This is a genomic window from Mesorhizobium koreense (assembly GCF_031656215.1).
GTDB lineage: Bacteria > Pseudomonadota > Alphaproteobacteria > Rhizobiales > Rhizobiaceae > Mesorhizobium_L > Mesorhizobium_L koreense.
Genome location: NZ_CP134228.1, coordinates 1,413,062 through 1,438,138, shown reverse-complemented (window position 1 = coordinate 1,438,138; position 25,077 = coordinate 1,413,062). Strand labels below are relative to the sequence as shown.

The window sequence follows — 25,077 nt, the reverse complement described above, 5'->3', positions numbered from 1 at the left end:
TGCCGCGGCAGAAAGGGCGATGACGAAGCTCACCGAGATAACGCGCTACGACGACTCGCAGCGCCTGTTTTCGACGCAGAAGCTGTGGGCTCTGTTCGACGGTGATCGCCGCCGTTTCAACATTGCGCACGAGTGCATCGACCGCCATGCAGTGCCAGGCCGGATCGCGGTCCGGATCGCTCATGCGGACGGACGTGACGAAGAGATCAGCTTCGTGACAATTGCCGAACTCTCTTCCCGTTTTGCCCACTGGCTGGAGCGGCAGGGCGTAATGGCAGGCGATCGCGTGGCGATCATGCTCGAACCCTCGCTTGCGTTTTATGTCGCTTTGTTCGGCGCGATGAAGAGAGGCGCGATCGCGGTTCCGCTTTTCACGCTCTTCGGCCCGGATGGCGTTCGGCTTCGCGTGGAGGATTGCCGGCCCAAACTCCTCGTGACCAGCACGGAGAAGTCGGCCGCCGCGACCGGGATTGCCGGCCTCGAAGTGGTGATCGCCGATGCCGCCTTTCTCGAAGCGTTGACGAAATTTTCGGCTGAGTACGCGCCCGAGACGGCGCCGGACGACATGGCCGTCTACCAGTATACTTCCGGCACGACACGGGAACTTCCCGCTGCGGTGAAGCATACGCACCGGTCCATAGTGACGCTGATGATAGCCGCGCTCTACGGCACCGGCATACGGCCCGGCGACCAATATTTCTGCCCTTCTTCTCCCGCCTGGGGGCATGGGCTCTGGCACGGGACGCTGGCGCCGCTTGCAATGGGAGTGACGACGGGTGTCTATGCGGGCAGGTTCGACGCCGTACGCCTGCTGAAGGCATTGCAGGATTTCGCGATAACGAACCTTTCGGCGGCCTCTACCCACTACCGGATGATGAAGGCGTCGGGGCGCGCCAACGACTTCCAGACAGCCATCCGGAAACTTTCCTATACGGGTGAGCCGATCGACACGGCGACGCTGGAATTCGTCGAGGAACGCTTCGGCGTACCGGTATGCAGCATATACGGTACGACCGAAGTGGGCGTCATCCTGGTAAACTTTCCCGCGGCAGAGGATTTCACGGTCAAGCCAGGCTCGCTCGGAAAGGCTCCTCCCGGCGTGCGCGTGGAGGTGCAGGACGCCAACGGTCGCCCATGCGCTCCCGGCGAAACAGGCGAAATAAAGGTCTGGCGGCGCGAGGAATGGTTTCCGACGAAGGATCTCGGGCGCATCGACGCGGACGGTTATTTCTACCACGCCGGACGTGCCGACGACGTCATCATCTCGGCCGGCTGGACGATGAGCGCGGTCGAGATCGAAGACGTGCTGCTGAAGCACCGCGATGTCCGAGAAGCGGCCGTCATCGGCGTACCGGACAAGGTCCGTGGGCTGGTCGTCAAGGCGTTCATCGTTAGCGATCGGACGGCAAGCGACGGGTTCACCTTGGAGATCCAGGACTTCGTCCGCCAGCATCTGAGCCAACACGAATACCCCAGGCAGGTCGCCTTTGTCCGCGAGTTGCCGAAGACGCCGGCCGGGAAGGTCAATCGGAAAGTCCTGCGCGAACGGGAAGCCGCGCGCGAAACGGCCCAACAACAGTGAATCCAGGAGGAACGCAGATGACGATGATGGCGCGCAACTTTCCCAAGATCACAGAACAGGGGCTCGATGAATTGCGGGCACGCAAAGGCATCGAGATCGAGGATACGCTCGAGCCCTGGTGCCACGAGGCGACACGCGACAATATCCGCCATTACGCGCACGGTATCGGCGACGACAATCCGCTCTGGTGCGATCCGGACTATGCCGAAAAGAGTTCCCTTGGCGGCATCGTCGCCCTGCCGAGCTTCCTGTTTTCGACAAGCCGCATCATTTCCGGATATGTCGGCGGATTGTCCGGTGTGCATGCGATGTGGGCCGGCGCCGACTGGACCTGGCATCGATGGGTACGGCGCAACGAAGAGATCGCCACCGAAGCCTGGCTGGCCGACCTGATCGAACACAAGACACAGTTCGCCGGCCGCGCATTCCAGCAGGTCTATCATGTGAATTTCTTCGGCAAGGACGGAGATCTGGTCGCCGAGGCGGATAGCTGGTGCTTCCGCACCGATCGCGACATCGCCCGCGAGGAAGGAACAAAATACACCGCCCTCAAAGGCAAGCCACGAAAAGTCTACACGGCGGATGAGCTCGAGGAGTTCTACAAGCTCTACGCCGAAGAAGAAATCCGCGGTGCCGACAAGCGCTATTTCGAGGATGTCGCCGTCGGTGACAAATTGCCGACGATGCCCAAGGGACCCATGACGGTGACGGGCTTTATCGCCTTCGCGCAAGGTTGGGGCGGCCTCTATATTCGCGCCAACAAGCTGAACTGGAAGCAATTCAGCCGTCACAAGGGACTGGGAATCCCCAACCGGTTCGGCATCCCCGACTGCCCCGAGCGCGTGCATTGGGAACATGACATGGCCGCCATGGTGGGGGCTCCGGGCGTCTATGATTACGGCCCGGAACGCTGCTCGTGGCTCACCCACCACATGACCAACTGGATGGGTGACGCCGGCTTTCTCGTCAACGCCAAGAGCAAGATCCGCCGCCACAATCCCGAAGGCGATCTGCTTTTCATCAACGGCGTAGTGAAGGAAAAGCGGGTAGAGGGGACCCGTCACCTCGTGACTATCGAACAGGAAGCCCGCAATCAGGACGGCGAACTCTCTGTTCTGGGCTCCGCTGTAATCGACCTGCCAAGCCGGCGCTGAAGGTCGCGACTTAGGAGGCGCCGGCAAGTCCTCGCGGACTGCGTGGTCCGTTTCCGATGCAAGCCATTTCCGGGCATTACTCACCCGCCGCGCAGATCCTCCATTTCACGGATACGCCGGGCGCTCTCCGCCTCTAGACGGCGGGTGACTTCCGCGATCAGCGTCTCGGCGACGACAAAGAGGGCTGTCGAGGAATCCCATGCCGACGGCACCGCCGTCCGGCCGGCCACCACATGCCGGGCGAAGCGCGCTATCGGCGAAAGCCACTGGTCGGTGAAAAGGATGGTGTGCACACCCCGGCGGTCCGCCTTCTCGGAGAAACGGATCAGGCTCTCCTGATACCGGCGGATGTCGAAGATCAAGAGCACGTCGCGCTTGCCCATGTCGATCAGCCGGTCGCGCCAGTTGCTTTCCTGGCCGGTGAGGTGAAATACGTTCGGCCGGATGATCGTCAGATGCGCCGCCATATAGCGCGCCAACGGATCGGTGAAGCGGCCGCCGACAAGCGTGATCCGGGCACGCGGGTTGGCAAGCAGGCTCACCATCTCGGTGACTTGCTGATCCGAAACATGGCGGAAGGTCTCCCGGATATTCTCAACGGTGGCATCGACGATTGGCGAGACGCCGCCCTTTCTCGACGGACCCGGCGTCGCGGAACGCACCAGCGGTGACTGTAGTTGCGCCGCCAATTCCTCCTGGAGATGCGCCTGGAAATCCGGATAATTCTGGTAGCCGAGGCGTGAAACGAAGCGAAGAATGGTCGGGGCGCTCACCCCTGCCTTGGCGGCGAAATCGGCGACTGTCTTGAGGCCGATCAGTGGATAGTTCGCAACCAGTACCTGCGCCGCCCGGCGCTCCCCGGGTGGCATGGTCTCTATCCTGTCCGTGATCAATTCGACGATGCTTGTTGCCATTTCTCTCTCCCGGCAACGCGCAGATCTGGCGTCCGGCGACCCTCAAAACGCATTTGACAAACCTCGAGAAGACGTATGAAATCATACATGGAAAAGCAACCTAGCATTATACGTAACAGTTGTTACGATGCTGACAGGGGCATCACGAATGGGAGAAGCGCATGACGCGGACGATGGGGCGGCGCCCGTCCGGGTCAGGAATCGGGCCGGCAAGAGCGCGTTTGTTATCCTTTGCGATCATGCCTCCCGCTACATTCCGGCGAAATATGGGACGCTCGATCTGGGGACGGCGGAACGGACCAGTCACATCGCCTGGGATCCCGGCGCCCTGCCGGTCGCGCAGCGGATCGCCGAAACGCTCGATGCCGCACTCGTTGAATCGTGCGTCTCCCGCCTCATCGCTGACTGCAACCGCTCCCTCGACGCGCCGGACCTGGTACCGGAGGTCAGCGAGCGGACAGAGATACCGGGCAATCGCGGGCTGACGTCCGTGGAGCGGAAGCAACGTATCGCTACGGCACACGCGCCTTACCATGCCTGCATAGAAGGCTTGATCGAGGAACGGATCGCGGCAGGAAGGGAAACCCTTCTCCTTGCCCTTCATTCCTTCACGCCCGTCTACAAAGACATCCCTCGTCCATGGCAGATCGGCGTCATCCACGACCAGGATATGCGCCTTGCGGGTCCACTCTTGGAGAGGCTGCGGGCACTGGACAGGGTCGTGGTCGGAGACAATCAGCCCTACTCTCCCGCCGATCGTGTCTACTACACGCTCGAGTGCCACGCGCGCTCGCGCGGCCTTCCTTGCGTGATGATCGAAATCCGTAACGATGAGATTCACGACGAGCGCGGGCAGCGCGACTGGGCCGATCTTCTGACCGGGATTCTGATGACGATGAAGCCGGAGAGCGATGCATCCATGCTTACAGGTTCGCGACGAAGCGCGACCGAAGAAGTTGGCTGCCGGAAATAGCGGGACGGGGCGCATGGCCGGAAATCTCACCTTCGACCAGTTGAAAGAGGCCGTCGCCTCCGGCGAGATCGATACGGTTCTCGCTTGCGCGACCGACATGCAGGGCCGGCTGTTCGGAAAGCGTTTCCTCGGGCGGTATTTTGTGGAATCGGGGCACGAGGAGACGCATGGCTGTGACTACCTCCTCGCCAACGATATCGATATGGAGCCGGTGCCCGGCTACAAGGCGGCGGGCTGGTCGCGAGGCTATGGCGATTTCGTCATGAAGCCCGACATGGCGACGCTGAGGACGATCCCATGGCTGGAAAAGACCGCGCTCGTGCTTTGCGACGTGCTCGACCACCATCATCATGAAGATTTGCCGCATTCGCCGCGCGGGCTGCTCAAGCGTCAGGTCGCGCGGCTGAAGGAACGCGGCTATCTCGCCTATTTCGCCTCGGAGCTCGAGTTCTATCTCTTCGACGAGACCTTCCGCAGCGCGCGGGAGAAGCGCTGGCAGGGGCTCGATACCGCTTCGCCCTACATCCAGGACTATCTGATCCAGCTCACGACCAAGGAAGAGGGCGTGATGCGCGCCATCCGCAACGGCATCGAGGCCGCGGGCATTCCGGTCGAGTGTTCCAAGGGTGAATGGGGCCCCGGCCAGGAGGAGATCAACGTCCGCTACGCCGAGGTGCTCGAGATGGCGGACCGGCACGTCGTCTTGAAGAACGGCTGCAAGGAGATCGCCACCCAGCACGGCAAGGCCGTGACCTTCATGGCGAAATACGATTACGCGCTGGCGGGAAGTTCCAGCCACATCCACAATTCACTGTGGAGCGCGGACGGCAAGACGCCGCTCTTTTATGACAAGAAAGCCGATTTAACGCTGAGCGAACTCGGCCGGCAATGGGCGGCCGGGCAGCTCAAATATGCCCGCGACTTCACCTGGTTCCTGGCGCCCTACATCAATTCCTACAAGCGCTTCCAGGCCGGCACTTTCGCGCCGACCAAGATCATGTGGAGCGACGACAACCGCACGGCCGGCTTCCGCCTCTGCGGTACGGGCACGAAGGGCGTGCGTATGGAGTGCCGCATCGGCGGCGCCGACCTCAATCCCTATCTCGCTTTCGCCGCGCTGATCGCGGCCGGCCTTGCCGGTATCGACGAGAAGCTCGAACTGCAAAAGCCGTTCGTCGGCGACGCCTACCATGCATCGCGCCTGCCCGAGATACCCAAGACCCTGCGAGACGCGACGGAGGCGTTGGCAAAATCGAAGATGCTGAAGGCGGCTTTCGGCGTCGATGCCGTGGAGCATTACGTCCATACCGCGCGCTGGGAACAGCTCGAATACGACCGCCGTATCACCGACTGGGAACTGCACCGGGGTTTCGAGCGGTATTGATCTGAAAAGCGTGAATGCAGAAACGAAAATGACAGAGACCGTAAAACTGAAATCTCCCATCGACGGCTCGATCTATGCCGAGCGTCCGCTGGCAAGCGATGCGACGATCAATGCCGCCGTCGAGCGGGCGCGGGCTGCACAGGTTGAGTGGGCGGCGACGCCGATTGCCGAGCGCGGAAAATATCTGCTCGCCATGCTCGAAGAGCTCATCGGCATGAACGACGAGATCGTCACCGAGCTTGCGTGGCAGATGGGACGGCCGGTGCGTTTCGGCGGCGAGAAGGGCGGCGTCGAAGAGCGCACGCGGTTCATGGTGGAGATCGCCGGGGCGGCGCTGAAGCCCGTGCCGGCATCCAACCCGAAGGACGGGTTCCGCCGCTATATCAAGCGCGACCCGCTCGGCGTGGTGCTGGTCATCGCGCCGTGGAACTATCCCTACCTGACGGCAGTCAACACCATCGTTCCCGGCCTGATGGCGGGTAACGCAGTGATCCTCAAGCACGCGGCGCAGACGCTTCTTGTCGGCGAGCGCTTCCAGGCAGCTTTCGACAAGGCCGCGCTGCCGAAAGGGCTTTTCCAGAACATCGTCATGAACCACGCTCAGACGGAAAAGCTGCTCGGCTCGGGCCGCATCGACCACGTCAATTTCACCGGCTCGGTCGCGGGCGGCCGCGCCATCGAGAAGGCCGCCGCCGGCACCTTCATGACGGTCAGCCTCGAACTCGGCGGCAAGGACCCGGCCTATGTGCTGCCGGATGCGAAGATGGATCATGCCGTCGCCAACATCGTCGATGGCGCCTTCTACAATTCCGGCCAGTGCTGCTGCGGCATCGAGCGCGTCTATGTGCACGAGAAGGTCTATGACGAATTCGTCGACGGCTTCATCGACCTGACCAAGCAATATGTCGTCGGCAGTCCGCTCGATCAGGCAACGACCATGGGGCCGATGGCGCAAAGCCGCTTCGCCGACCTCGTGCGCGAGCAGAAGGCGGAAGCCCTGCGCAAGGGTGCGACCGCCCATATCGGCATGAAGGTGGAAGGCGACAGGGCCGGCTCGCCCTATCTGGGCCCGGAGGTTCTGACCGGTGTCAACCACCAGATGAGCGTCATGCGAGAGGAGAATTTCGGCCCGATCGTCGGCATCATGAAAGTGCGCGACGACGACGAGGCGGTGCAACTGATGAACGACAGCCCCTACGGGCTGACGGCTTCGATCTGGACAACGGATACCGACCGCGCCGCCGCCATCGGCGACCGCATCGAGACGGGTACCGTCTTCATGAACCGCTGCGACTATATCGACCCGGCGCTGGTGTGGACCGGCGTCAAGGATACCGGCAAGGGCGGCTCCATGTCCGCCGTAGGCTACGAGAACCTCACCCGGCCGAAATCCTTCCATCTGCGTGAAGCGATCTGAATTTTCGAAAGCGTATTCGATGAGCAAATTCTTTTCCAAATGGAACTACCCCACTACCGTCCGCTTCGGCCCCGGCCGGATTGGTGAACTGCCGGAGATACTCGCCGCCGCCGGCATCCGGCGCCCGCTTTTCGTCACCGATCCGGGACTTGCCAGACTGCCGGTCGTGGCGAAGACGCTGAAACTGCTCGACGCGGCAAAAGTGCCCTATGACGTCTTTTCCGAGGTCAAACCGAATCCGGTCGAATCCAACCTCACCGCCGGCATCGCCGCCTTCAAAAAAGGCAAGCATGACGGCGTCATCGCCTTCGGCGGCGGCTCGGCGCTCGACCTCGGCAAGCTGATCGCCTTCCAAGCCGGGCAGAAGCGTCCGGTCTGGGATTTCGAGGATGTCGACGACTGGTGGACGCGCGCCGATGCGGAGGCGATCGTGCCGGTCATCGCCGTGCCGACGACCGCTGGCACGGGCTCGGAAGTCGGACGTGCGGCCGTTATCACCAACGAGGCGACCCATACCAAGAAGGTCATCTTCCACCCGAAGATGCTGCCGGTGACGGTGATCGCCGACCCGGAACTGACGGTCGGAATGCCGCCCTTCATCACCGCCGGCACTGGCATGGATGCGCTGGCGCACTGCCTCGAAGCCTATTGTGCGCCGGGCTACCATCCGATGGCCGACGGCGTCGCTGTGGAAGGCATCCGGCTCGTTCTGGAAAACCTGCCAACCGCTTATGCCAATGGCAAGGACATAGCGGCGCGCGCCAACATGATGGCGGCGGCTGCGATGGGCGCGACCGCCTTCCAGAAGGGACTCGGCGCCATCCATTCGCTCTCGCATCCGATCGGCGCGCTCTACGACACGCATCACGGCATGACCAACGCCGTCTTCATGCCCTATGTGCTCGCCTTCAACCGCGACGCGATCGAGGAGCGCATCGTCCGGCTTGCCGCCTATTGCGGTGTCAGGGGCGGCTATGACGGTTTCTTCAAGACGATCCTCAGACTGCGCAAGGAACTGAAGACGCCGCACGCGCTGCCAGGGCTGATCAAGGGCCTCGACATGGATCGGAAGCGGAAGACACTCATCGCCGAGATGGCGGTCGTCGATCCGACAGCCGGTGGAAATCCCGTGAAACTGACGAAAAAGGCGGCGCTTGGCCTCCTGGAGGCGGCGCTTGCCGGAGAAGTCTGATCGGCAATAAGATGGGAGGAAGGGAACACGACGGACCAGAAAACAATAAGCCGGTATCGTGGCCGAAAGGCTCTTCGTCACGATGGTAGCGGCAAAGCACAAGCAGCATTTTTCGGGCGCGGGAGCGTCCGCGCATCGCGAACTTCATCTGGCTGTCATCTGACGGCACTACCCGCGTGAGACGCGCCGGACGGCGCATGTTTATGGGAGAGACGCAATGTTTAAATCAACCGGGTTCAAATCAACTGGACGGATACTCGCCTTCACGGCAGCCGCGCTGCTGTCGGGCACGGTTTTCGCATCGGCCGGCACGATGGACGATCTGGTCGCCGCGGCCAAGAAGGAAGGAACGTTCTCGCCGATCGCCTTGCCGCATGACTGGTGCGGATGGGGCGGCACTTTCGAGGCTTTCAAGGCGAAATATCCCTGGATGAAGATCAACGAACTCAATCCCGACGCCGGCTCGGCGGACGAGATCCAGGCGATCAAGGCCAACAAGGGCAATACGGGCCCGCAGGCGCCCGACATGGTCGATGTCGGTCTTTCGTTCGGCCCGAAGGCGACCGAGGAAGGGCTGTTCCTGCCCTATAAGGTCGCCACCTTCGACGACTTCAAAGTCAAGGATCCAGAAGGGCACTGGTATGGCGGCTATTACGGCGTGCTTTCCTTCGAGGTAAACAAGGACCTGGTCAAGAACGTGCCACAGGACTGGTCCGACCTCCTGAAGCCGGAATACGCCAACAGCGTCGCGCTCGCAGGCGATCCGCGTTCGTCCAACCAGGCCATTCTCGCCGTCTATGCCGCCGGGCTCTCAGCTACCAACGGCGATGCCGCCAAGGCGCCCAAGGCCGGGCTCGAATTCTTCAAGGAACTCAACGCGAAGGGCAATTTCGTGCCGGTCATCGGCAAGGCCTCCTCGGTGGCGCAGGGCACGACGCCGATCGTCATCCGCTGGGATTATAACGCGCTCGCCGACCGCGACACGTTGAAGGGCAATCCGCCGATCGAGGTGGTGGTGCCGAAGAGCGGCGTCGTCGCCGGCGTCTATGCCCAGGCAATCAGCGCCTTTGGACCGCATCCGAACGCCACCAAGCTGTGGATGGAATACCTCTATTCCGACGAAGGACAGGTCGGCTTCCTGAAGGGCTATTGCCATCCCGCGCGGTTCAACAAGCTCGTCGACGAGAAGAAGATCCCGCAGGAGTTGCTCGACAAGCTGCCGCCGGCCGAGCACTACGCCAAGGCCGTCTTCCCGACTCTTGACGAGCAGGAAGCAAACACCAAGGAAGTGACCGGCAACTGGGACAGCGTCGTCGGCGCCAACGTCCAGTAGGACCGTCGCAGGAACGCGGCTTCGGGCAGGGGTAGGGTAATTGCACATGCGTCATGACCCCCGCTCCGCCGCGCTTCGCGCGCCACCTCTCCCCCTCAAAAGGGGAGAGGAAGGGAGCTTGGGATTGCGGCAGGCGCTTCCTCTCCCCCGTCGGGCGGGGGAGAGGTGGTTCGCGCAGCGAACCGGAGTGGGGGTCGCAATTCATATGCGATTATTCCACAGCCAACGGGCGGGCGCCGATCGCCCGAGCAAGGAGGGCTACCTATCCCGATGACCGACGCGATCGTAGCCGCGCCAGCCAGCCAGCCGCCCCTGTCGGGCGGGCGCATGTCGTTCGCGTGGCTGGGCGTCGTGCCGTTCCTGCTTTTCGCGTTGCTCGCTCTCATCCTGCCGACGCTGGAGATCGTGATCGGCAGTTTTACCGATCAGGCCGGCAGCTTCACGCTCGCCAATATCGCCAATCTCTTCCAGCCTTCCATCCTCGCGGCCTACTGGATTTCGATCCGTATAAGCCTCGCCTCGGCTTTTCTCGGCTGTCTTTTCGGCTTCCTCATCGCGGTTGCGGTCGGGCTCGGCGGTCTGCCGCCCTGGATGCGTTCTCCCATCCTGACTTTTTCCGGCGTCGCGTCCAATTTTGCCGGCATCCCGCTCGCCTTCGCTTTCCTTGCGACGCTGGGCCGGCTTGGTCTGGTCACCGTGATCCTCAGGGACTGGTTCGGCGTGAACATCTATGCGCTCGGCTTCAACCTGCTTTCCTTCTCGGGCCTCACCATCACCTATCTGTTTTTCCAGATTCCGCTGATGGTGCTGATCGTCATGCCGGCGGTGGACGGGCTCAGGCGCGAATGGCGCGAGGCCGCCGATATCCTTGGTGCTTCCTCCTTCCAGTACTGGCGCATGGTGGCGATCCCGATCCTGTGGCCGTCGCTACTCGGCACCTTCGCGCTTCTCTTTGCCAATTCCTTCGGCGCAGTCGCCACCGCCTATGCGCTTACCGGAAGTTCCCTTTCCATCGTTCCGATCCTGCTCTTCGCCCAGATCCGGGGCGACGTTTTGCAGGATCCGCATCTCGGCTACGCGCTCGCCTTCGGCATGATCGTGGTGACCGGCATCGCCAACGGTATCTATATCTGGCTGCGCATACGCAGCGAGCGGTGGCTGAAATGAAGCGCAACAGCCTCTGGTCCTGGATCGTGCTGGTGCTGGCGGTGCTTTATTTTGCGCTGCCGCTGATCGGCACGTTCGAATTCTCTCTGAAGATGCGGCGCGGCGTCTACAGTTTCGATGCCTATCGCGTCGTGCTGAGCGACCCGCGGTTCCAGAGCACGTTCCTCTATTCGGTGACGATGGCGCTTTGCACCATCGTGCTCGGCATCATCATCGTGGTGCCGACTGCCTACTGGGTGCGGCTGAAACTGCCACGCTGGCGACCGATCATCGAGTTCATCACACTCCTGCCGCTGGTCATCCCTCCGATCGTCGTGGTCTTCGGGTACATCCGGCTCTACAATACTTCTTCCTGGCTGCCGCTCACCGGATCGGCATGGGGCACCAACGTCCTGCTCGCATTCGGCTACGCGACACTGTCGTTGCCCTATATGTACCGCGCGGTCGACACCGGCCTGCGTGCCATCGACGTCGCCACGCTGACGGAGGCCGCCCAGAGCCTCGGCGCAAGCTGGCTCACCATCATGGGGCGCGTGATCCTGCCTAATGTATCGGTCGCGGTGCTTTCGGGCGCCTTCCTGACCTTCGCGATCGTCATCGGTGAGTTCGTCATGGCCGCGCTCCTAAGCCGCCCGGCCTTCGGTCCCTACATGCAACTCCTCGGCGCCAACCGCGCTTACGAGCCGGCAGCGCTGGCCGTCATCGCCTTTGCGATCACCTGGCTGTGCATGGGGCTGATCCAGCTCGTTTCCCGTTTTTCCAAGGCCGCACCGGCGAGAATCTGAATGGCTTTTCTAGAGATCAGGAACATCCAGAAGAGTTTCGGCGCCACCCAGGTGGTCCGCGACTTCAACCTCGATGTCGAGAGCGGTGAGTTCGTTTCCTTCCTCGGCCCATCCGGCTGTGGCAAGACGACGGTACTGCGCATGGTGGCGGGCTTCGAGGAGCCTTCGTCGGGGAACATCGCCATCGGCGGCCGCGACGTGACGAGGCTGAAGCCCAACCAGCGCGATATCGGAATGGTGTTTCAGGCCTATGCGCTATTCCCCAACATGACGGTCGCGCAAAACATCGCTTTCGGGCTGAAGGTCGCGCGCGCACCGCAAGCCGAGATCAGCGAACGCGTCAAGGCGATGCTGGCACTGATCAAGCTGCCGGAACTCAGCGACCGCTATCCCTACCAGCTATCGGGCGGCCAGCAGCAGCGTGTCGCGCTCGCGCGGGCACTAGCGCCGAGGCCAAAGCTTCTGCTGCTCGACGAACCCCTGTCGGCGCTCGACGCCAAGGTGCGCGTGGCGCTGCGCGAGGAGATACGCGCGATCCAGAAGCGACTCGGCATCACCACCATTTTCGTGACGCACGACCAGGAGGAGGCGCTTTCCATTTCCGACCGGATTGCGGTCATGTATGGCGGCAAGGCCGAACAGGTCGGCACGCCTTTCGAGGTCTACAATCGCCCCGCCACCCGCTTCGTCGCCAATTTCGTCGGCACGCTCAACGTCCTTGACGGCACGGTAACGGATGCGGCGGGCGGCACCGTCAAGGTACAGACCGGGAAGGTCTCGCTCAAGGGCAGGCTGAACGGAGCGCGGACCGGCGATCACCTGTCGCTGGCACTCAGGCCCGAGGCCATCGCGCTCGGCCGCAGGCCCGGTTATGACAGCAGCCTGAAGGGCAGGATCGCAGAGGTGCATTTCCTCGGGTCGGTCATCCGTGTCCGGGTCGAACTCGGCGACAGCGTCGTCTCGCTCGACACGTTCAACAATCCGTCGAGCCCGCCACCCGTCGTTGGAGACACCGCCGAGATCAGCTTCTCGTCGGCGGACGTGAACATTCTGCATGGAGACGTTTCTGGACTGTAGCGGCGGCCCGGCATCGAACTTCACCTCGTCAAGAACGAGGTTCATGCCAATATGGACGCTGCCGGACGGCCGAAGGGCGCCGGAGAATTTACCGACCCCAATGTCGGCGCAGGTTGGGGGTACCGCCGCTACGGCGTTACAAACTGATGCCGTTGCTGGCGAACAGATTGGAGACCTTGTAGGCGGCTTCGGTTCGGTTTGTGGCTTTCAGCTTCTGCATGATGGTGCGGGTGTGAACCTTCACCGTGCTTTCGCACATGTTCAACTCATAGGCGATGATCTTGTTTGGCTTGCCTTCCCAGATCGCTTTGGCCACCTGGATTTGCCGGGAGGTGAACATTTCCGTCAGGCGCCGATCGTGCGAGGAGCTGGCATTGATCATCTCGCGCGTCGCGAAGACCGTACTCGCGGGCACAAAGACCCCGCCGGCGAGCGCAAGGTTTATGGCTTCGACACAAACCTCAACACTCACCGACGAAGGTATATAGCCCCGCACGCCATACTCGAAGGCATTGAGCATCTGCACCACGTCATCCCTGTCCGCCAGGATGATCAGCGGGGCAGAACCGGATGCCTTGATGAGCTGTTTGATATGCTCCTCCATGTGGGAATCAGCGATCTTGTCTGAACCCACATGGAAGAGCACAGCGGCCAGTGGAGGATGCCGGTCCGCCTTTTTCTGCCACTCTTCCATGGAGCTGTATGCGACCACTTCCCATGGGGCGTGGCGTGAAACCAGACTGCTGCGCAAGCACTCGCGTGCCAGAATGCGATCGTCGATCAGGAGCACTGAACCCTTCTGTACAACGGCACGGCGGACTTCTTGCTTGATGAAGCTGGGTACCGCCTGGGGCGGATCGGCATCATCGATGAATTCAGGATTGATCCCTTCGAGCGGCATGCCCACTCCGTTGGAGGATGCGGTACAGATTGAGAGGGCTGTCATGTCGAACACCTGATTTTATAGTCGGACGATCTGTTGAACGGTGTTACATTACACGCGCTCGCATATGACTTCTGTGAAATTGACTACATTTGCTGCTCCGGAACGCTTGGGGCCAAAGGACCTCGGAAAAATGTCTGGAGGCCTCTTGATGGTTGTTTGGACTTTTCGGGAGGGCTAGGCTGAACTTTATTGGGGGGCACCTGCCGACAACAATGTCCGAGGGGCAATATACCCGACAGGTCACAACAATCGCGTCCATAGACGCGGTTGGGTTTTCACGCCTGATGGGGATCGACGATGAATTCGCCGTGGCTGCGTTCGAGGAACGGCGGTCGATAATCGCTGATAGCTGCGACGCTGCGGGCGGGCGCACTTTCGGTGCCGCCGGTGACAGCATCATGGCGGAATTTGGCACGCCGATCGATGCGCTGCGCGCCGCTTTCGATTTTCAGCAGAGGATCGTCACCCTGAACAATCGCGTGTCGGACGAGATGCGCATGCAGTTCCGAGTTGGGATCAACACGGGAAATGTCATCGTCCGCGGCTCCAGCCTCTATGGTGACGACGTGAACATCGCGGCCCGTATCCAAGAACTGGCGCCCTATGACGGGCTGGCAATTTCCGAGACCACCTGGAACCACGTAAGAGACAAGGTTGCGGCGCGCTTTACCGATCTGGGCGAGCAGATGCTCAAGAATATTGCCCTTCCGGTACGGGTCTTCGTTGCAAGCAGGGAAGGCGGCGATAATGCTCGGGTCAAACCGCAAAGCACGGCTAATCCCTCTGCGCCGCCAGCTATTGCTGTCCTGCCGTTCCAGAATGAAGTAGGTCCCCAGGAATTCGATTACGTGGCCGATGGTGTCGCCGAAGATATTATCCAGGGACTATGCAGCACGCGCTGGCTCCCGGTCATCGCCAAGGAATCCAGCTTTCAGTTTCGTGACAAGGCGCTGGGCGCGCGGAGGACCGGCAGCGCACTGGGCGCGCGCTATTTGGTGGAGGGGAATATCTCTCGCACCAGCAGGCAATTTGACCTCACCATCACACTGACTGATGCCGTCAACGAAAGGTTGATCTGGTCGCGTGGGTTCCGCCGACCGATTTCGGAGCTTTCGCTGGTGAACGACGAAGTCGGCGGCATGATCGTCACTATGCTGGAGAAGGAGGTAGAACGGGCCGAGCAGGCGCGGACCTTCCAAGTACCCTGGGAAAGTCTGGAGACCTGGCAACTCGTCAGGCGGGGGCGTTGGCACATGCAGCGCCGCACCCGCGAGGACACCGCACTTGCCTTCGATTGTCTCGAGGAGGCACGCAAGAAGGAACCGAATTCCAGTGCCGTGCTCAATGAGCTGGCCTGGTGGTATTTCTGGCGCGGCTGGCTGCACTCCGGTGCCGGTGACGATATGGACAAGGTCGCGGATCTATCGCGCAAGGCATTGCTGATGGATAGCCAGAACGCCCGGCCGCATGCCCATCTGGGGATCGTGGCGATCATGCGTGGGCAGCCTAAACTGGCGATCGAGCATCTGTTCGAGGCGTTGCAGATCAACCCCAGCTTTGCTTTCGCCCACTCGGCAATGGGTAGTGCGCATCTGCTGCTGGGTGAGGCCGCCACGGCCGTTCCTATGTTCAAGACCGCGCGACGCCTGAGCCCTTTCGACATTTACGGGTTTCACAATCTGGGCGAGTTGGCCGCGGCCTATTGCTTCAACCGACAATGGGGAGAGGCCATTAATGCAGCCGAAGGGTCGCTCAGCCTGTCCCCGCAATATTTCTATGCGCGCTTCCTGAAGATCGGGGCTCTGGCGCGCAGCAATCGCATCGAAGAGGCACGAAGAGAGAGAGAACTCTTCCACACATACCATCCCGACTTTTCGCTCGAGCGGGTCGAATGGATTCCGTTCGTGGAGAGATCGGCCACCGCCTTCCTCATCGATAACTTCAACCTCGCCGAATAGGACGAAGTGCGATGCATCTCAGCCCCGGCGTGAACTGCTTCACATAATTCCGACCGATCCACGCATAAGGCCATGCTGTCCGGGGAATTCGCGATGGCGACGACCAAATACTATGATGGCGTGCGCGAGGCACAGCGCAATCAGAGGCCGGTGGCCGACATGCCACCGTTCGACATCGAGCGGCTCCGCGCAAAGGGTTTGCGCGCGAAGCTCACAAGCCGCCTTCTGGAAAATCCGCGCTGGGCGCTAGGCTTCCTTCGACGATTCTTTCCGATCCTGCGCCTCGGCAAATTCGTCTTGGTCACGCGCAACGACGACGTGCGCGAAATACTGGAACGGCAGGATGTGTTCCAGACGCCTTACGGCCTGGAAATGACCGAGATCGCCGGCGGCACCAACTTCATCCTCGGCATGCAGGATGGACCAGATTACCGGCGCATGAAATCGCATGTGCTGAGCGCCTTTCCGGTCGATGAGGTGGAGGGCATGGTACGGCCCCTGGCGGCGCGCCATGCGCAGGCAATCATGCAGCGCGCCGCGCCTCGTTTCGATGCCGTGGACGATCTCCTGCGCGTAGTGCCGGTGCGAATCTGCCGCGAATATTTCGGCATGGTGATCGACGACGAGGCCTCCTTCTCGCACTGGGCCAATGCACTGAGCGGGCTGTTTTTCGCCGACCCCGGCGCGAATCCGGTCGTACGCGAACTGGCAGTGGTCGCTGCCGACCGGGTAAAGCAAGCGATCGACCGGTCGATCGAGGCCGTGCGCGAGGGAACGGTCCCGCGTTCCACGCCGGTTGGCAGGCTCGTCGATCTGCTCGACGAGGACGATCCGCAGATCACGCTGGGTGAGATCCACGCCATCATGCTCGGCATGATCGCCGGCTTCACGCCGACCAATCTTCTGGCGAGCGGCAACTGCCTGGACGTCGTGCTTTCCAGGCCGGAAGCGCGGCGAGTTGTGGAAGAAGCCATCGCGGCTGACGACAATGCACGCCTGGAGCGTGCGATCCTGGAGGCAATGCGCTTCAAGCCGATCTGGATCGGTCCGTTCCGCTACACCGCCCATGATGCCGTCATCGCCCAGGGCACGCGGCGCGAACGGCAGATCAGGGCGGGTACATCGGTCATGCCGGCAACGCTCTCGGCGATGTTCGATCCCGAGGCGGTGCGCGAGCCGGAGCGCTTCGATATGGACCGGCCGGCGCGCGACTATCTGGTGTTCGGCCACGGCATTCATCAATGCATCGGCGCGGCAATTGCCCGAGTACAGATCGCCGAGTGCTTTCGCTCCCTGTTTTTGAAGCCCGGCCTGCGCCGGGCCGATGGTAGGGCGGGGCGTCTCACACGGCTCGGCGCCTATCCAGAGAGCCTCGTCGTCTGCTTCGATCCGGCCCCCCTTTCCAGGACCGTCGAGCACGCCATGGTGACGGCCGTGTTCGCCTGCGCGGAAGGCGTGCGCACAGACGAATTGCGCGAAAAGGTCGATGCGCTCGGCAATCCGGCTGGCGAGGCAATGAAAACCGCCCTGGACAAAAGCGGCGTCATCCATTTCGCCAGCATCGCGGTGATCGATGGGGAAGCAACGAACGGCGCAAAAGGCGCGTGTCATCTGGTCATCGAACTGTCGGGCGACGGGTCCCAGGACGAGGTGATCGGTGCTTTCGCAAAAGCAGCGGAACTCGTCCTCCGCGAACTCCTGCATGTGGCTTGCGGGCTGGACACGCGGCAGCCCGTTGACGCGTTCATTCGCCAGAACGCGCCGGTGATATCCCCCACCTTCGGCAGCAATGCGGGGCTCGTATTCTCGGGAACGCCGGGCCATTCCGTCAAGCGCATCCACGCGGAGGCCGAACTGCAAGAGGTGGCGCGAGCGGAGATCGCGGCAGCCGGCGACAATGCCGAGGCCGGAGAGATCCTGGCTTCGGTGCGGCGCGGCCTGGCTGCGCAGGGTCGTTTCGACTGGGCCTTCGAGCCCGCCGAAACGCTTCTGGAGAACCCCGGCGGCAACGTCGTCAGCGCGGTCAAGCGCACCCTGCGCGCGCCGCGCGTACTGATCGCGGTCGCCGTGACCCTGCTCGTCTGCCTTACCATCAACTACACGCTGGTGTTCGGCTATCAACCCGGCTTCTTTCGCAACCTTTTGACCCTCGGTACATCCTTTGTGCTGACGCTCATCGGCGTGAGCATGCTGATCGCCTTTATCGGCCTGATCCTTTTCTTCTATCTGCGGTATCTGGAGAAGCGGGACGTTCCAAGCAACAAGGGGGCGGACCTGCCGCTCCTGGAGGAGATCGCAAGACGTGAGAACCGTCTCGCGCAAAACCATCTGACGGCGGTTTCCTGCCTGAAGACCGGTTGGCTGCGGCGGCTATCGCTAAGGCTCTCCTTCTACCTGATCTCCATCATGGCGCGGCAGGTCTTTCGGCCCGGTTATTTGGCCGACATCAACACGATCCATTTCGCTCGATGGGTCGCACTACCGAAGACGAAGCAACTCGTCTTCCTCAGCAACTACGATGGCAGTTGGGAAAGCTATCTGGAAGATTTCATCACCAAGGCCCATGCCGGGTTGACGGGCGTGTGGAGCAACACGCTCGGGTTTCCGAGGACGCGGATGCTCTTCCGCGACGGGGCAACGGACGGTGACCGTTTCAAGCGCTGGGCGCGGGCGCAGCAGGTGCCGACCCTCTTCTGGTATGCAGCCTATCCCAGCCTCACGACCAGCCGCATACGGATCAATTCACTGATCCGGAGCGGCCTCGCCAGTGCCGAGACGGAGAGCGAGGCGCGGGACTGGCTGCGGCTCTTCGGTTCGCGTCCGCGTCCGAGCCGCACGCTCGAAACCGATGAGATCCAGTCGATCTTCTTCGGTCCTCTCGGTCCGCTCGCGAAAGCGGAAATGCTCGCCTTCCAGGTCCCGGCGGACCTGCCGCGCGCCGCGCGGCGGGACTGGTTGGCGTTTGTGCTGAAGCAAACCAGCTTCGGCTATCAGCTTTCGCCAGAGCGGGCAGTGATCACGCTCCTCGGGCCCGAGGGGTTGAGGCGGTTCGGCTTCGACACCGATGCAGGCAATGAAAGCCTCGATGGCTTTCCGGCAGCCTTCCGGCAGGGCATGGCGACGAAGGCGCGCATCCGCGTTCTCGACGATATCGGCCAGAGTGCACCGGAGCATTGGCTATGGGGTTCGGAGCAGAAGGCGGTCGACATGGTGGTCGTTTGCTATGCCGCGACCGACAAGATCCTCGATGCCGACATCCAGGGGGTATTGCAGGTGGCAGGAAAGGCCGGGGGTAAGCTGGTGGCTCAGCTTCCGCTGATGATCAAGCGGGAAGGCAAGCAGGCGATCGAGCATTTCGGCTTTGCCGACGGCATTTCACAACCCGTCGTGCGGGGCACACCACGCGCCAACAGGCATGTCGCGCCCATGCATCTCCTCGCGCCCGGCGAGTTCTTGCTCGGCTACAAGGACGAAAGCGGGTTCTATCCGCCCTCGCCCACGATTCCCGAAGCGCAGGATCGCGAGGGCATCCTACCGATGCTCGAAACCGGGCAGGAGGAGCAGCTTTTCGGCAAAAAGGAGACAATGCGGGACTTCGGCCGCAACGGCAGTTTCATGGTCATTCGCCAGCTTGAGCAGCACGTCGCCAGCTTCAGCGCCTATTGCCGGCACGCGGCGGACCTCGCGCGAAGGGAGACGGGCAATTCGAAGCTCAATCCCAAATGGGTGGCGGCGAAGATGGTCGGGCGCTGGCAGGACGGCAGTTCCCTCGTACGCAACCCTAATGGCCGCCCCGACCGCGAAGCCGACAATGATTTCGCCTTCGCCATGGAAGACCCGCAGGGCCTCAAATGCCCGCTAGGCTCGCATGTACGTCGCTCCAATCCGCGGGATTCGTTAGGGAACGACCCCGAGATTCAGCTCAGGATCAACAATCGCCACCGAATCCTTCGCTGCGGCCGCAGCTACAAGAAAGGACAGGAGGTGGGTCTTCTTTTCATGTGCCTTAATGCCGATATCGAGCGACAATACGAGTTCATGCAGCAAACCTGGGTGTCGTCGGGGTTCCTTCAGGGGCTGGCAGGCGAGAAGGATCCGACCATCGGCGCAAACGAGGGCACGGGCAGTTTCTCCATTCCAGCGGGCGAGGGACGCGTACTGTTGCGCGATTTGCCGAGCTTCGTAACCACGCGCGGCGGCGGCTATTTCTTCATGCCCAGCCGCTCGAGCCTGCGCTATCTGCTCTCGAAGCTGTAATCAGTCGTCCTCGAGATTTACGATCTCCTGCAGGCTGTGCCTCGACACCAGTCGGATCGCACCGCGTTTGATGTCGATGAATTCCCGGTTGCGCCAGGTGTTGAGCATCTTGTTGACGGATTCCCGTGTGGCGCCCAGAAAAGCGGCAAGCTCGGATTGAGAAATCCTGATCCAGCCCGCGTCGTCGGCCAGTCTTTCCCCGAGGAGCAGCAGCCGCTTGGCGAGCCGGGCCTCGACCTTGAGAAGCGCCAGGTCGTTGCGTTCGTTGTTGATCCAGCGGAGGCGCAGGCACAGGAGCTCGATCATCGCCAACGAGAGTGAGGCGTTCTCCGCCAGCTTGCGCATGAGTTGCGCGCGGCTCAAGGAGACTAGCTCACAATCGGTGAGGCAGACGGCACTCGCCGTCCGCGGTCCTCCGTCCAACGCGCCGATCTCGCCGATAAGGCTTCGCGACAGCTCGATATTGGCGACCAGTTTACGCCCGCTCATGGAATAGGTGGAAATCTCCACGGTTCCCGACAGGACCCCGTAGACACGGTCCGCAGGGTCCTCGTGCATGAAAAGATACTCGCCGGCCTTACGACCCTCGGGCTTGCAACCGCCGAACAGAAGTTCGAAATGTGCGGGGCATAAGCTGGCAGCCTCCTTGGAGGCCTTGCTATCCTGCGCGGTCCGGAGGCCGCGTGCTTCCGTGTTTTCCAAGAGATCTCACGCGATCTGACCAGTTGTTGTGCTGGATAATGGTTTGTGCCGCCTTGTCAGTCAACGCGACGCTGTCGCCGATCTCGAAGGCGTGCGATTTCTTGTCAGCGCGTCACCATCATTTTGTTCGGAGCAATGATGGCGAGATGAACCGTCAAGATCGAGGCGGGAACGAATTTGGCGACATTTGCCGGGAGGAGGTCCGCATCGACGAGAGCAGGCAATTCAACGCCTCCATCTCTATCCGATAACAGCCGCGGCCATGCTGGACGGATCATGCGTGGCGCTCGCGATCGCCAGGAACCGCTCCACCCGTCCCCGCTGATCGTTCCTGAGTCCAACGGCATGCATCTGGCATTTTGAGGCTTGCAACCACGTCACAGCGGTGCTGAACGAGCATTCGCTGCCGTATCTCCAGCGCAGCAGGCGTTTTCGTTTGACCGATCGCCTCGGACGGTTACCCGTTTCATCAACTGGGCGACTTCCGTGGCCGAGAGGATGATTTCGTAGCAATAGCGCGAGTTGTCGCGATAGCCTGATTTTCTGTGAAGCGGATCGGCAGTGATCGAGATCGCCACTTCCGCGTTGGAACGAGAAATCAGCTCTTCCCCGCTAAGTTCCTGGTCGAAAATCAGCCGATGGTTTCCTTCGCGCTTTGCCGGTCCCATCCTTACGCGCATGATCCATCCCTCCCTAGCAACCTATAGCCCTGGATTGGCGGTGCTGGTCTACAGGATCAATGACATCGGGAATGTGACCGGTTTCACGCTGGCAAGACCCTGGTCATTGGGCAAGCCCATCGCGACCTGTTGCGATGCATCCTCAGGTGGGTCTTACGTTGTTGCACGAATTTCGTTGAAGAATTAACCCGGCGCCAATGCATAAGCCCAGGGCCGCCTCGCCTTGTCGGTCAATCGGAAGGCGTGGATCCGCTCGCCTTTCTCCAGCGTCATTTCAATCTCATCTTTGCCGGCCAGCATCATCTCGCGCATCATGCTCGGGACGATGAAATCGAAGGACAAGCCGCCGGCCGTACTGACCCTCAGGGCCTCCAGATCGACCGTGACCTCACTCCTGCCGCCGCTTGCCTCCATCTCGCCTGCGATCTGGCGGACGTTTTCGATGGGCATTTCAACCGGGACAATGCCGTTGCGGAAGCAATTGTTGTAGAAGATCCCGCCGAAAGAAGGCGCGATCACTGCGCGAAAGCCCCTGTCCCGCAAGGCCTGTGGCGCCGCTTCACGCGACGACCCGCATCCGAAATTGCGATCGGCCAGGATGACCACTGCCCCCTCGAAGGGCTGCCTGTTGAGGATGAAATCAGCGGACTTCCGCCAATCGGCAAACAGGCCCTCGCCGATCCCTTCCTTGCTGGTGCGCACCAGAAAACGCGCCGGAATAATTTGATCGGTGTCGATATTGATGCGCATCAACGGCGCTGCGATGCCCTTGACCCTTATGAATTGTTCCACCGTGAACCCTCCAGAGTGACCGAGCCTTGGGAAGTCTGGGAAATAGGCGGGTAGGCCCAGGGGCGCCTCCTCCGATCCCTTTGCCGAAAGGCGGAGATTTCCGGCGTCTGGTTCAAGGTCAGTTCGATCTCGTCGAGCCCTTCCAGCATCATGCGCCTCAGCAGCTTCGGCGTGCGAAACCCGAACCGGCTGCCTCGCGGGCTCTCGACGAACTCACCTTCCAGATCGACCGTCACAAGCCTTCCGGCCGGATCCGCTTCAACCTCCTCGGATATTCCGAGCACATTGCCGATCGGCAGTTCCACCGGCAGCAGGCCGTTCCTGAAGCAATTATTGTAGAAGATGCCTCCGAAGGAAGGCGCGAGCACCGCACGGAAGCCGAAGCCGCGCAACGCCTTTGGAGCCGGTTCGCGGGAAGAGCCGCAGCCGAAATTTCGATCGGCGAGAAGAATTTGCGCCCTGTCGAACGGTGGCCGGTTCAGAATGAAATCCGGGTTCGACTTGCGATCCTCGATGTAACGCCAATGCGCGAAAAGCCCTGATCCCCATCGCTCGTAGCTCTCGTCGACGGAACGCATGATCTCCGATCCCGGGATGATCTGGTCCGTATCGATATTGATGCGAAGCAGCGGCGCCGCAATTCCGGTGACGCGGACGAACTGTTCCACGACCTGCTCAGCCTTTTTCGATCGTAGACACGTCGGCAATGACGCCCATCAGCGCCGACGCAGCGACGGTAGCGGGGCTCGCGAGATGGGTGCGGGTACGCGGTCCCTGTCTGCCCTCGAAATTGCGGTTCGTGGTGCTGATCACCCGTCGGTCGAGCAGTCGGTCATTGCCCATATGCCCGCACATGGCGCAGCCGCTCTCGTGCCACTCGAAACCCGCTTCGCGGAATATCGTATCCAGCCCCTCGGCTTCCGCCTGCGCCCGCACGCTCGTCGAGCCTGGAACACAGATCGCCTCGATGCCCGTGGCCACTTTGCGCCCCTTGAGGATGGCTGCGGCGATGCGCAGATCGGACAACCTGGCATTAGTGCAAGAGCCGATATAGGCGGTGTCGATCCTGACCCCCTTTATGGGCGAGCCCGGCGTAAGCTGGACATATTGGAGTGCCGACTCCACCAGCTTGCGCGTGCCGGGATCTTCAATGCCGGACGGATCGGGTATACGGCCGTCGATCGATACGACCTGCTGCGGGCTCGTGCCCCAGGTCACCTGCGGTCTTATCCGGCTGCAGTCGATATCGACTTCCCTGTCGAACACCGCATCCAGATCCGATGGCAGTGTCCGCCAATAGGCCTCGGCCTCGTCCCAGGCTGCACCTTTCGGAGCGAATTCCCGGTCCTTGAGGAAATCGATCGTAACGTCGTCCGGCGGCACGAAACCATATTTGGCGGAGAATTCGATCGCCATATTGCAAATCGTCAGTCGACCCTCGACCGGTAAGTCGCGGATCGCCTCGCCGGCGAATTCGACCGCATAGCCGATACCGCCATTGGCGCCGATCTCGCCGATCAGGTGCAGGATCATGTCCTTGGCATAGACGTTGGGTGGCAGCTTCCCGTTGAAGTTGATGCGCATCGTCTTCGGCTTGACCTGGGCGAGGGTCTGCGTCGCCAGCACATGCTCGCCCTCCGTCGAGCCAATGCCCCAGGCGAGCGCGCCGACGCCGCCGACCGTACAGGTGTGGCTGTCGCCGCAGACCAGCGTCAGTCCTGGCAGGGCGATAGCCAGTTCCGGCGAAACGACATGGACAATGCCTTGCCGCCGATCCCCGACATCGAAGAAGGTGAAGCCGTATTCGTGCGAGCCCCGCCTCGCCGCCTTGATCATCTCCGTTCCGGCTGGAAGATGGGAATCGCTCGGGCCGCGGCCTGGTGCGGAGTCGATCACATGGTCGATCACGGTGAAGACCTGGCTCGGGCTGGCCGGGCGTCGGCCGGAAGCCTCCAACTGGCGCATCGCGACGCTGCCGCTCATTTCATGCAGGAACAACCGGTCGATCTGCAGAAGGAAAGTGTTCTCGCCCAGGTCCGCGATGACGTGGTCGTCCCAAACCTTCTCGAAAAACGTGCGTCCCTTTGCCATATCCATACCTCCCGGCGAATTTGATCAGTGGGCTTGACCCGCGCGTCGCGGCCTGTAGGCCCAAGGCCGTTCCGCTTGATCCTGATTGCGGAATGCGGCGATTTCGGCGGCCCGGCTCAGTGTCAGGTCGATTTCATCGACGCCGGCGAGCAGCATTTCGCGCAGCACGCTTGGAGCGCGGAAAACGTAAGTCTCGCGGTCGGGGCCGGTCACCTTCTGCGCTTCGAGATCGACCGTGAGCCTGGCCTTGCCGCCGGACGCCTCCACCTGGTCCGCCAGGTGGCGGACATCTTCAATGGGAAGTTCGACAGGCAGCAATCCATTCCGGAAGCTGTTGCTGAAGAATATGCCGCCGAAGGACGGGGCGATCACTGAACGGAACCCGAAAGCGCGAAGCGCCTGCGGCGCCGATTCCCGCGAGGACCCGCAGCCGAAATTGCGGTCGGCGAGCAGGATCGCCGCATGTTTCCACGGCTCCCGGTTGAGGATGAAATCTGGATCGGGAGTACGCTTGTCCATGTCGAGATAGCGCCAGCGCGCGAACAGGCTCGACCGGTAGCCGTCCGCACGGCCGCGCAGGATCTCCGGACCGGGCGTTATCTGGTCCGTGTCGATATTGATGCGCATGAAGGGAACGGCGGTGCCGGTGATGCTTGTGAAGGATTCCATCGTC

The 25,077-nt window shown here is 61.6% G+C and carries 20 protein-coding genes; 12 read left to right on the top strand and 8 right to left on the bottom strand.

Annotated features, from left to right (window positions below):
- Nucleotides 1-19: 19 nt before the first annotated feature.
- Nucleotides 20-1,582, top strand: coding sequence for an acetate--CoA ligase (locus RBH77_RS06880; RefSeq protein ID WP_311031392.1), 1,563 nt, complete (start codon nucleotides 20-22; stop codon nucleotides 1,580-1,582).
- 17 nt (nucleotides 1,583-1,599) lie between these two features.
- Nucleotides 1,600-2,736: an FAS1-like dehydratase domain-containing protein gene (locus tag RBH77_RS06875; RefSeq protein WP_311031391.1), complete on the top strand. Its 1,137-nt coding sequence runs from the start codon at nucleotides 1,600-1,602 to the stop codon at nucleotides 2,734-2,736.
- 80 nt (nucleotides 2,737-2,816) lie between these two features.
- On the opposite strand, the gene RBH77_RS06870 is transcribed toward RBH77_RS06875, so the two are convergent.
- Nucleotides 2,817-3,650, bottom strand: coding sequence for a MurR/RpiR family transcriptional regulator (locus RBH77_RS06870; protein ID WP_311031390.1), 834 nt, complete (start codon nucleotides 3,648-3,650; stop codon nucleotides 2,817-2,819).
- Nucleotides 3,651-3,798: 148 nt separating this feature from the next.
- On the opposite strand from RBH77_RS06870, the gene RBH77_RS06865 reads away from it, so the two are divergent.
- The 8 genes from RBH77_RS06865 to RBH77_RS06830 all read left to right on the top strand — a co-directional run bounded on the left by RBH77_RS06865 (nucleotide 3,799) and on the right by RBH77_RS06830 (nucleotide 12,978).
- Nucleotides 3,799-4,623: an N-formylglutamate amidohydrolase gene (locus RBH77_RS06865; protein ID WP_311031389.1), complete on the top strand. Its 825-nt coding sequence runs from the start codon at nucleotides 3,799-3,801 to the stop codon at nucleotides 4,621-4,623.
- Nucleotides 4,624-4,636: 13 nt separating this feature from the next.
- A complete protein-coding gene (locus RBH77_RS06860) occupies nucleotides 4,637-6,007 on the top strand; it encodes a glutamine synthetase family protein (protein ID WP_311031388.1) in 1,371 nt (456 codons plus the stop codon).
- Nucleotides 6,008-6,035: 28 nt separating this feature from the next.
- Nucleotides 6,036-7,424 carry an aldehyde dehydrogenase family protein gene (locus RBH77_RS06855; RefSeq protein WP_311031387.1) on the top strand — a complete coding sequence of 463 codons (1,389 nt, stop codon included), beginning with the start codon at nucleotides 6,036-6,038 and terminating at the stop codon, nucleotides 7,422-7,424.
- Nucleotides 7,425-7,443: 19 nt separating this feature from the next.
- Nucleotides 7,444-8,616: an iron-containing alcohol dehydrogenase gene (locus RBH77_RS06850; RefSeq protein WP_311031385.1), complete on the top strand. Its 1,173-nt coding sequence runs from the start codon at nucleotides 7,444-7,446 to the stop codon at nucleotides 8,614-8,616.
- 217 nt (nucleotides 8,617-8,833) lie between these two features.
- On the top strand, nucleotides 8,834-9,949 hold the full coding sequence (locus RBH77_RS06845; RefSeq protein WP_311031384.1) for an ABC transporter substrate-binding protein: 1,116 nt from the start codon (nucleotides 8,834-8,836) through the stop codon (nucleotides 9,947-9,949).
- Nucleotides 9,950-10,219: 270 nt separating this feature from the next.
- Complete coding sequence (locus RBH77_RS06840) at nucleotides 10,220-11,116, top strand: ABC transporter permease (protein WP_371832845.1); 897 nt, start codon at nucleotides 10,220-10,222, stop codon at nucleotides 11,114-11,116.
- Complete coding sequence (locus tag RBH77_RS06835; RefSeq protein WP_311031382.1) at nucleotides 11,113-11,901, top strand: ABC transporter permease; 789 nt, start codon at nucleotides 11,113-11,115, stop codon at nucleotides 11,899-11,901. The genes RBH77_RS06840 and RBH77_RS06835 overlap by 4 nt, the downstream gene beginning before the upstream one ends.
- Nucleotides 11,902-12,978, top strand: a complete 1,077-nt coding sequence (locus RBH77_RS06830) for an ABC transporter ATP-binding protein (protein ID WP_311031381.1) — start codon at nucleotides 11,902-11,904, stop codon at nucleotides 12,976-12,978.
- Nucleotides 12,979-13,114: 136 nt separating this feature from the next.
- Here RBH77_RS06830 and RBH77_RS06825 read toward each other — a convergent pair whose 3' ends face one another.
- Nucleotides 13,115-13,879 carry a LuxR C-terminal-related transcriptional regulator gene (locus RBH77_RS06825; protein ID WP_311031380.1) on the bottom strand — a complete coding sequence of 255 codons (765 nt, stop codon included), beginning with the start codon at nucleotides 13,877-13,879 and terminating at the stop codon, nucleotides 13,115-13,117.
- A gap of 329 nt (nucleotides 13,880-14,208) precedes the next feature.
- Between RBH77_RS06825 and RBH77_RS06820 the strand changes: the two genes are divergently transcribed.
- Nucleotides 14,209-15,882, top strand: a complete 1,674-nt coding sequence (locus tag RBH77_RS06820) for an adenylate/guanylate cyclase domain-containing protein (RefSeq protein WP_311031379.1) — start codon at nucleotides 14,209-14,211, stop codon at nucleotides 15,880-15,882.
- A gap of 93 nt (nucleotides 15,883-15,975) precedes the next feature.
- On the top strand, nucleotides 15,976-20,139 hold the full coding sequence (locus RBH77_RS06815; RefSeq protein ID WP_311031378.1) for a cytochrome P450: 4,164 nt from the start codon (nucleotides 15,976-15,978) through the stop codon (nucleotides 20,137-20,139).
- Here the strand turns inward: RBH77_RS06815 and RBH77_RS06810 are convergent, their stop codons facing one another.
- The 6 genes from RBH77_RS06810 to leuD (RBH77_RS06785) all read right to left on the bottom strand — a co-directional run bounded on the left by RBH77_RS06810 (nucleotide 20,140) and on the right by leuD (RBH77_RS06785) (nucleotide 25,073).
- Entirely contained in the window at nucleotides 20,140-20,697 is a 558-nt protein-coding gene (locus tag RBH77_RS06810; protein WP_311031377.1) for a Crp/Fnr family transcriptional regulator, read from the bottom strand.
- 521 nt (nucleotides 20,698-21,218) lie between these two features.
- On the bottom strand, nucleotides 21,219-21,509 hold the full coding sequence (locus RBH77_RS06805) for a hypothetical protein (protein WP_311031375.1): 291 nt from the start codon (nucleotides 21,507-21,509) through the stop codon (nucleotides 21,219-21,221).
- A 195-nt stretch (nucleotides 21,510-21,704) separates the two neighbouring features.
- A complete protein-coding gene (leuD, locus tag RBH77_RS06800; RefSeq protein ID WP_311031373.1) occupies nucleotides 21,705-22,313 on the bottom strand; it encodes a 3-isopropylmalate dehydratase small subunit in 609 nt (202 codons plus the stop codon).
- Entirely contained in the window at nucleotides 22,298-22,981 is a 684-nt protein-coding gene (leuD, locus tag RBH77_RS06795; RefSeq protein WP_311031372.1) for a 3-isopropylmalate dehydratase small subunit, read from the bottom strand. Before leuD (RBH77_RS06795) ends, leuD (RBH77_RS06800) begins: the two co-directional genes overlap by 16 nt.
- A gap of 7 nt (nucleotides 22,982-22,988) precedes the next feature.
- Nucleotides 22,989-24,404 carry a 3-isopropylmalate dehydratase large subunit gene (gene leuC / locus RBH77_RS06790; protein ID WP_311031371.1) on the bottom strand — a complete coding sequence of 472 codons (1,416 nt, stop codon included), beginning with the start codon at nucleotides 24,402-24,404 and terminating at the stop codon, nucleotides 22,989-22,991.
- Between the two features lie 24 nt (nucleotides 24,405-24,428).
- Nucleotides 24,429-25,073 (bottom strand): 3-isopropylmalate dehydratase small subunit, encoded by a 645-nt coding sequence (gene leuD / locus RBH77_RS06785; protein ID WP_311031370.1) that lies wholly within the window; start codon nucleotides 25,071-25,073, stop codon nucleotides 24,429-24,431.
- Nucleotides 25,074-25,077: the final 4 nt, after the last annotated feature.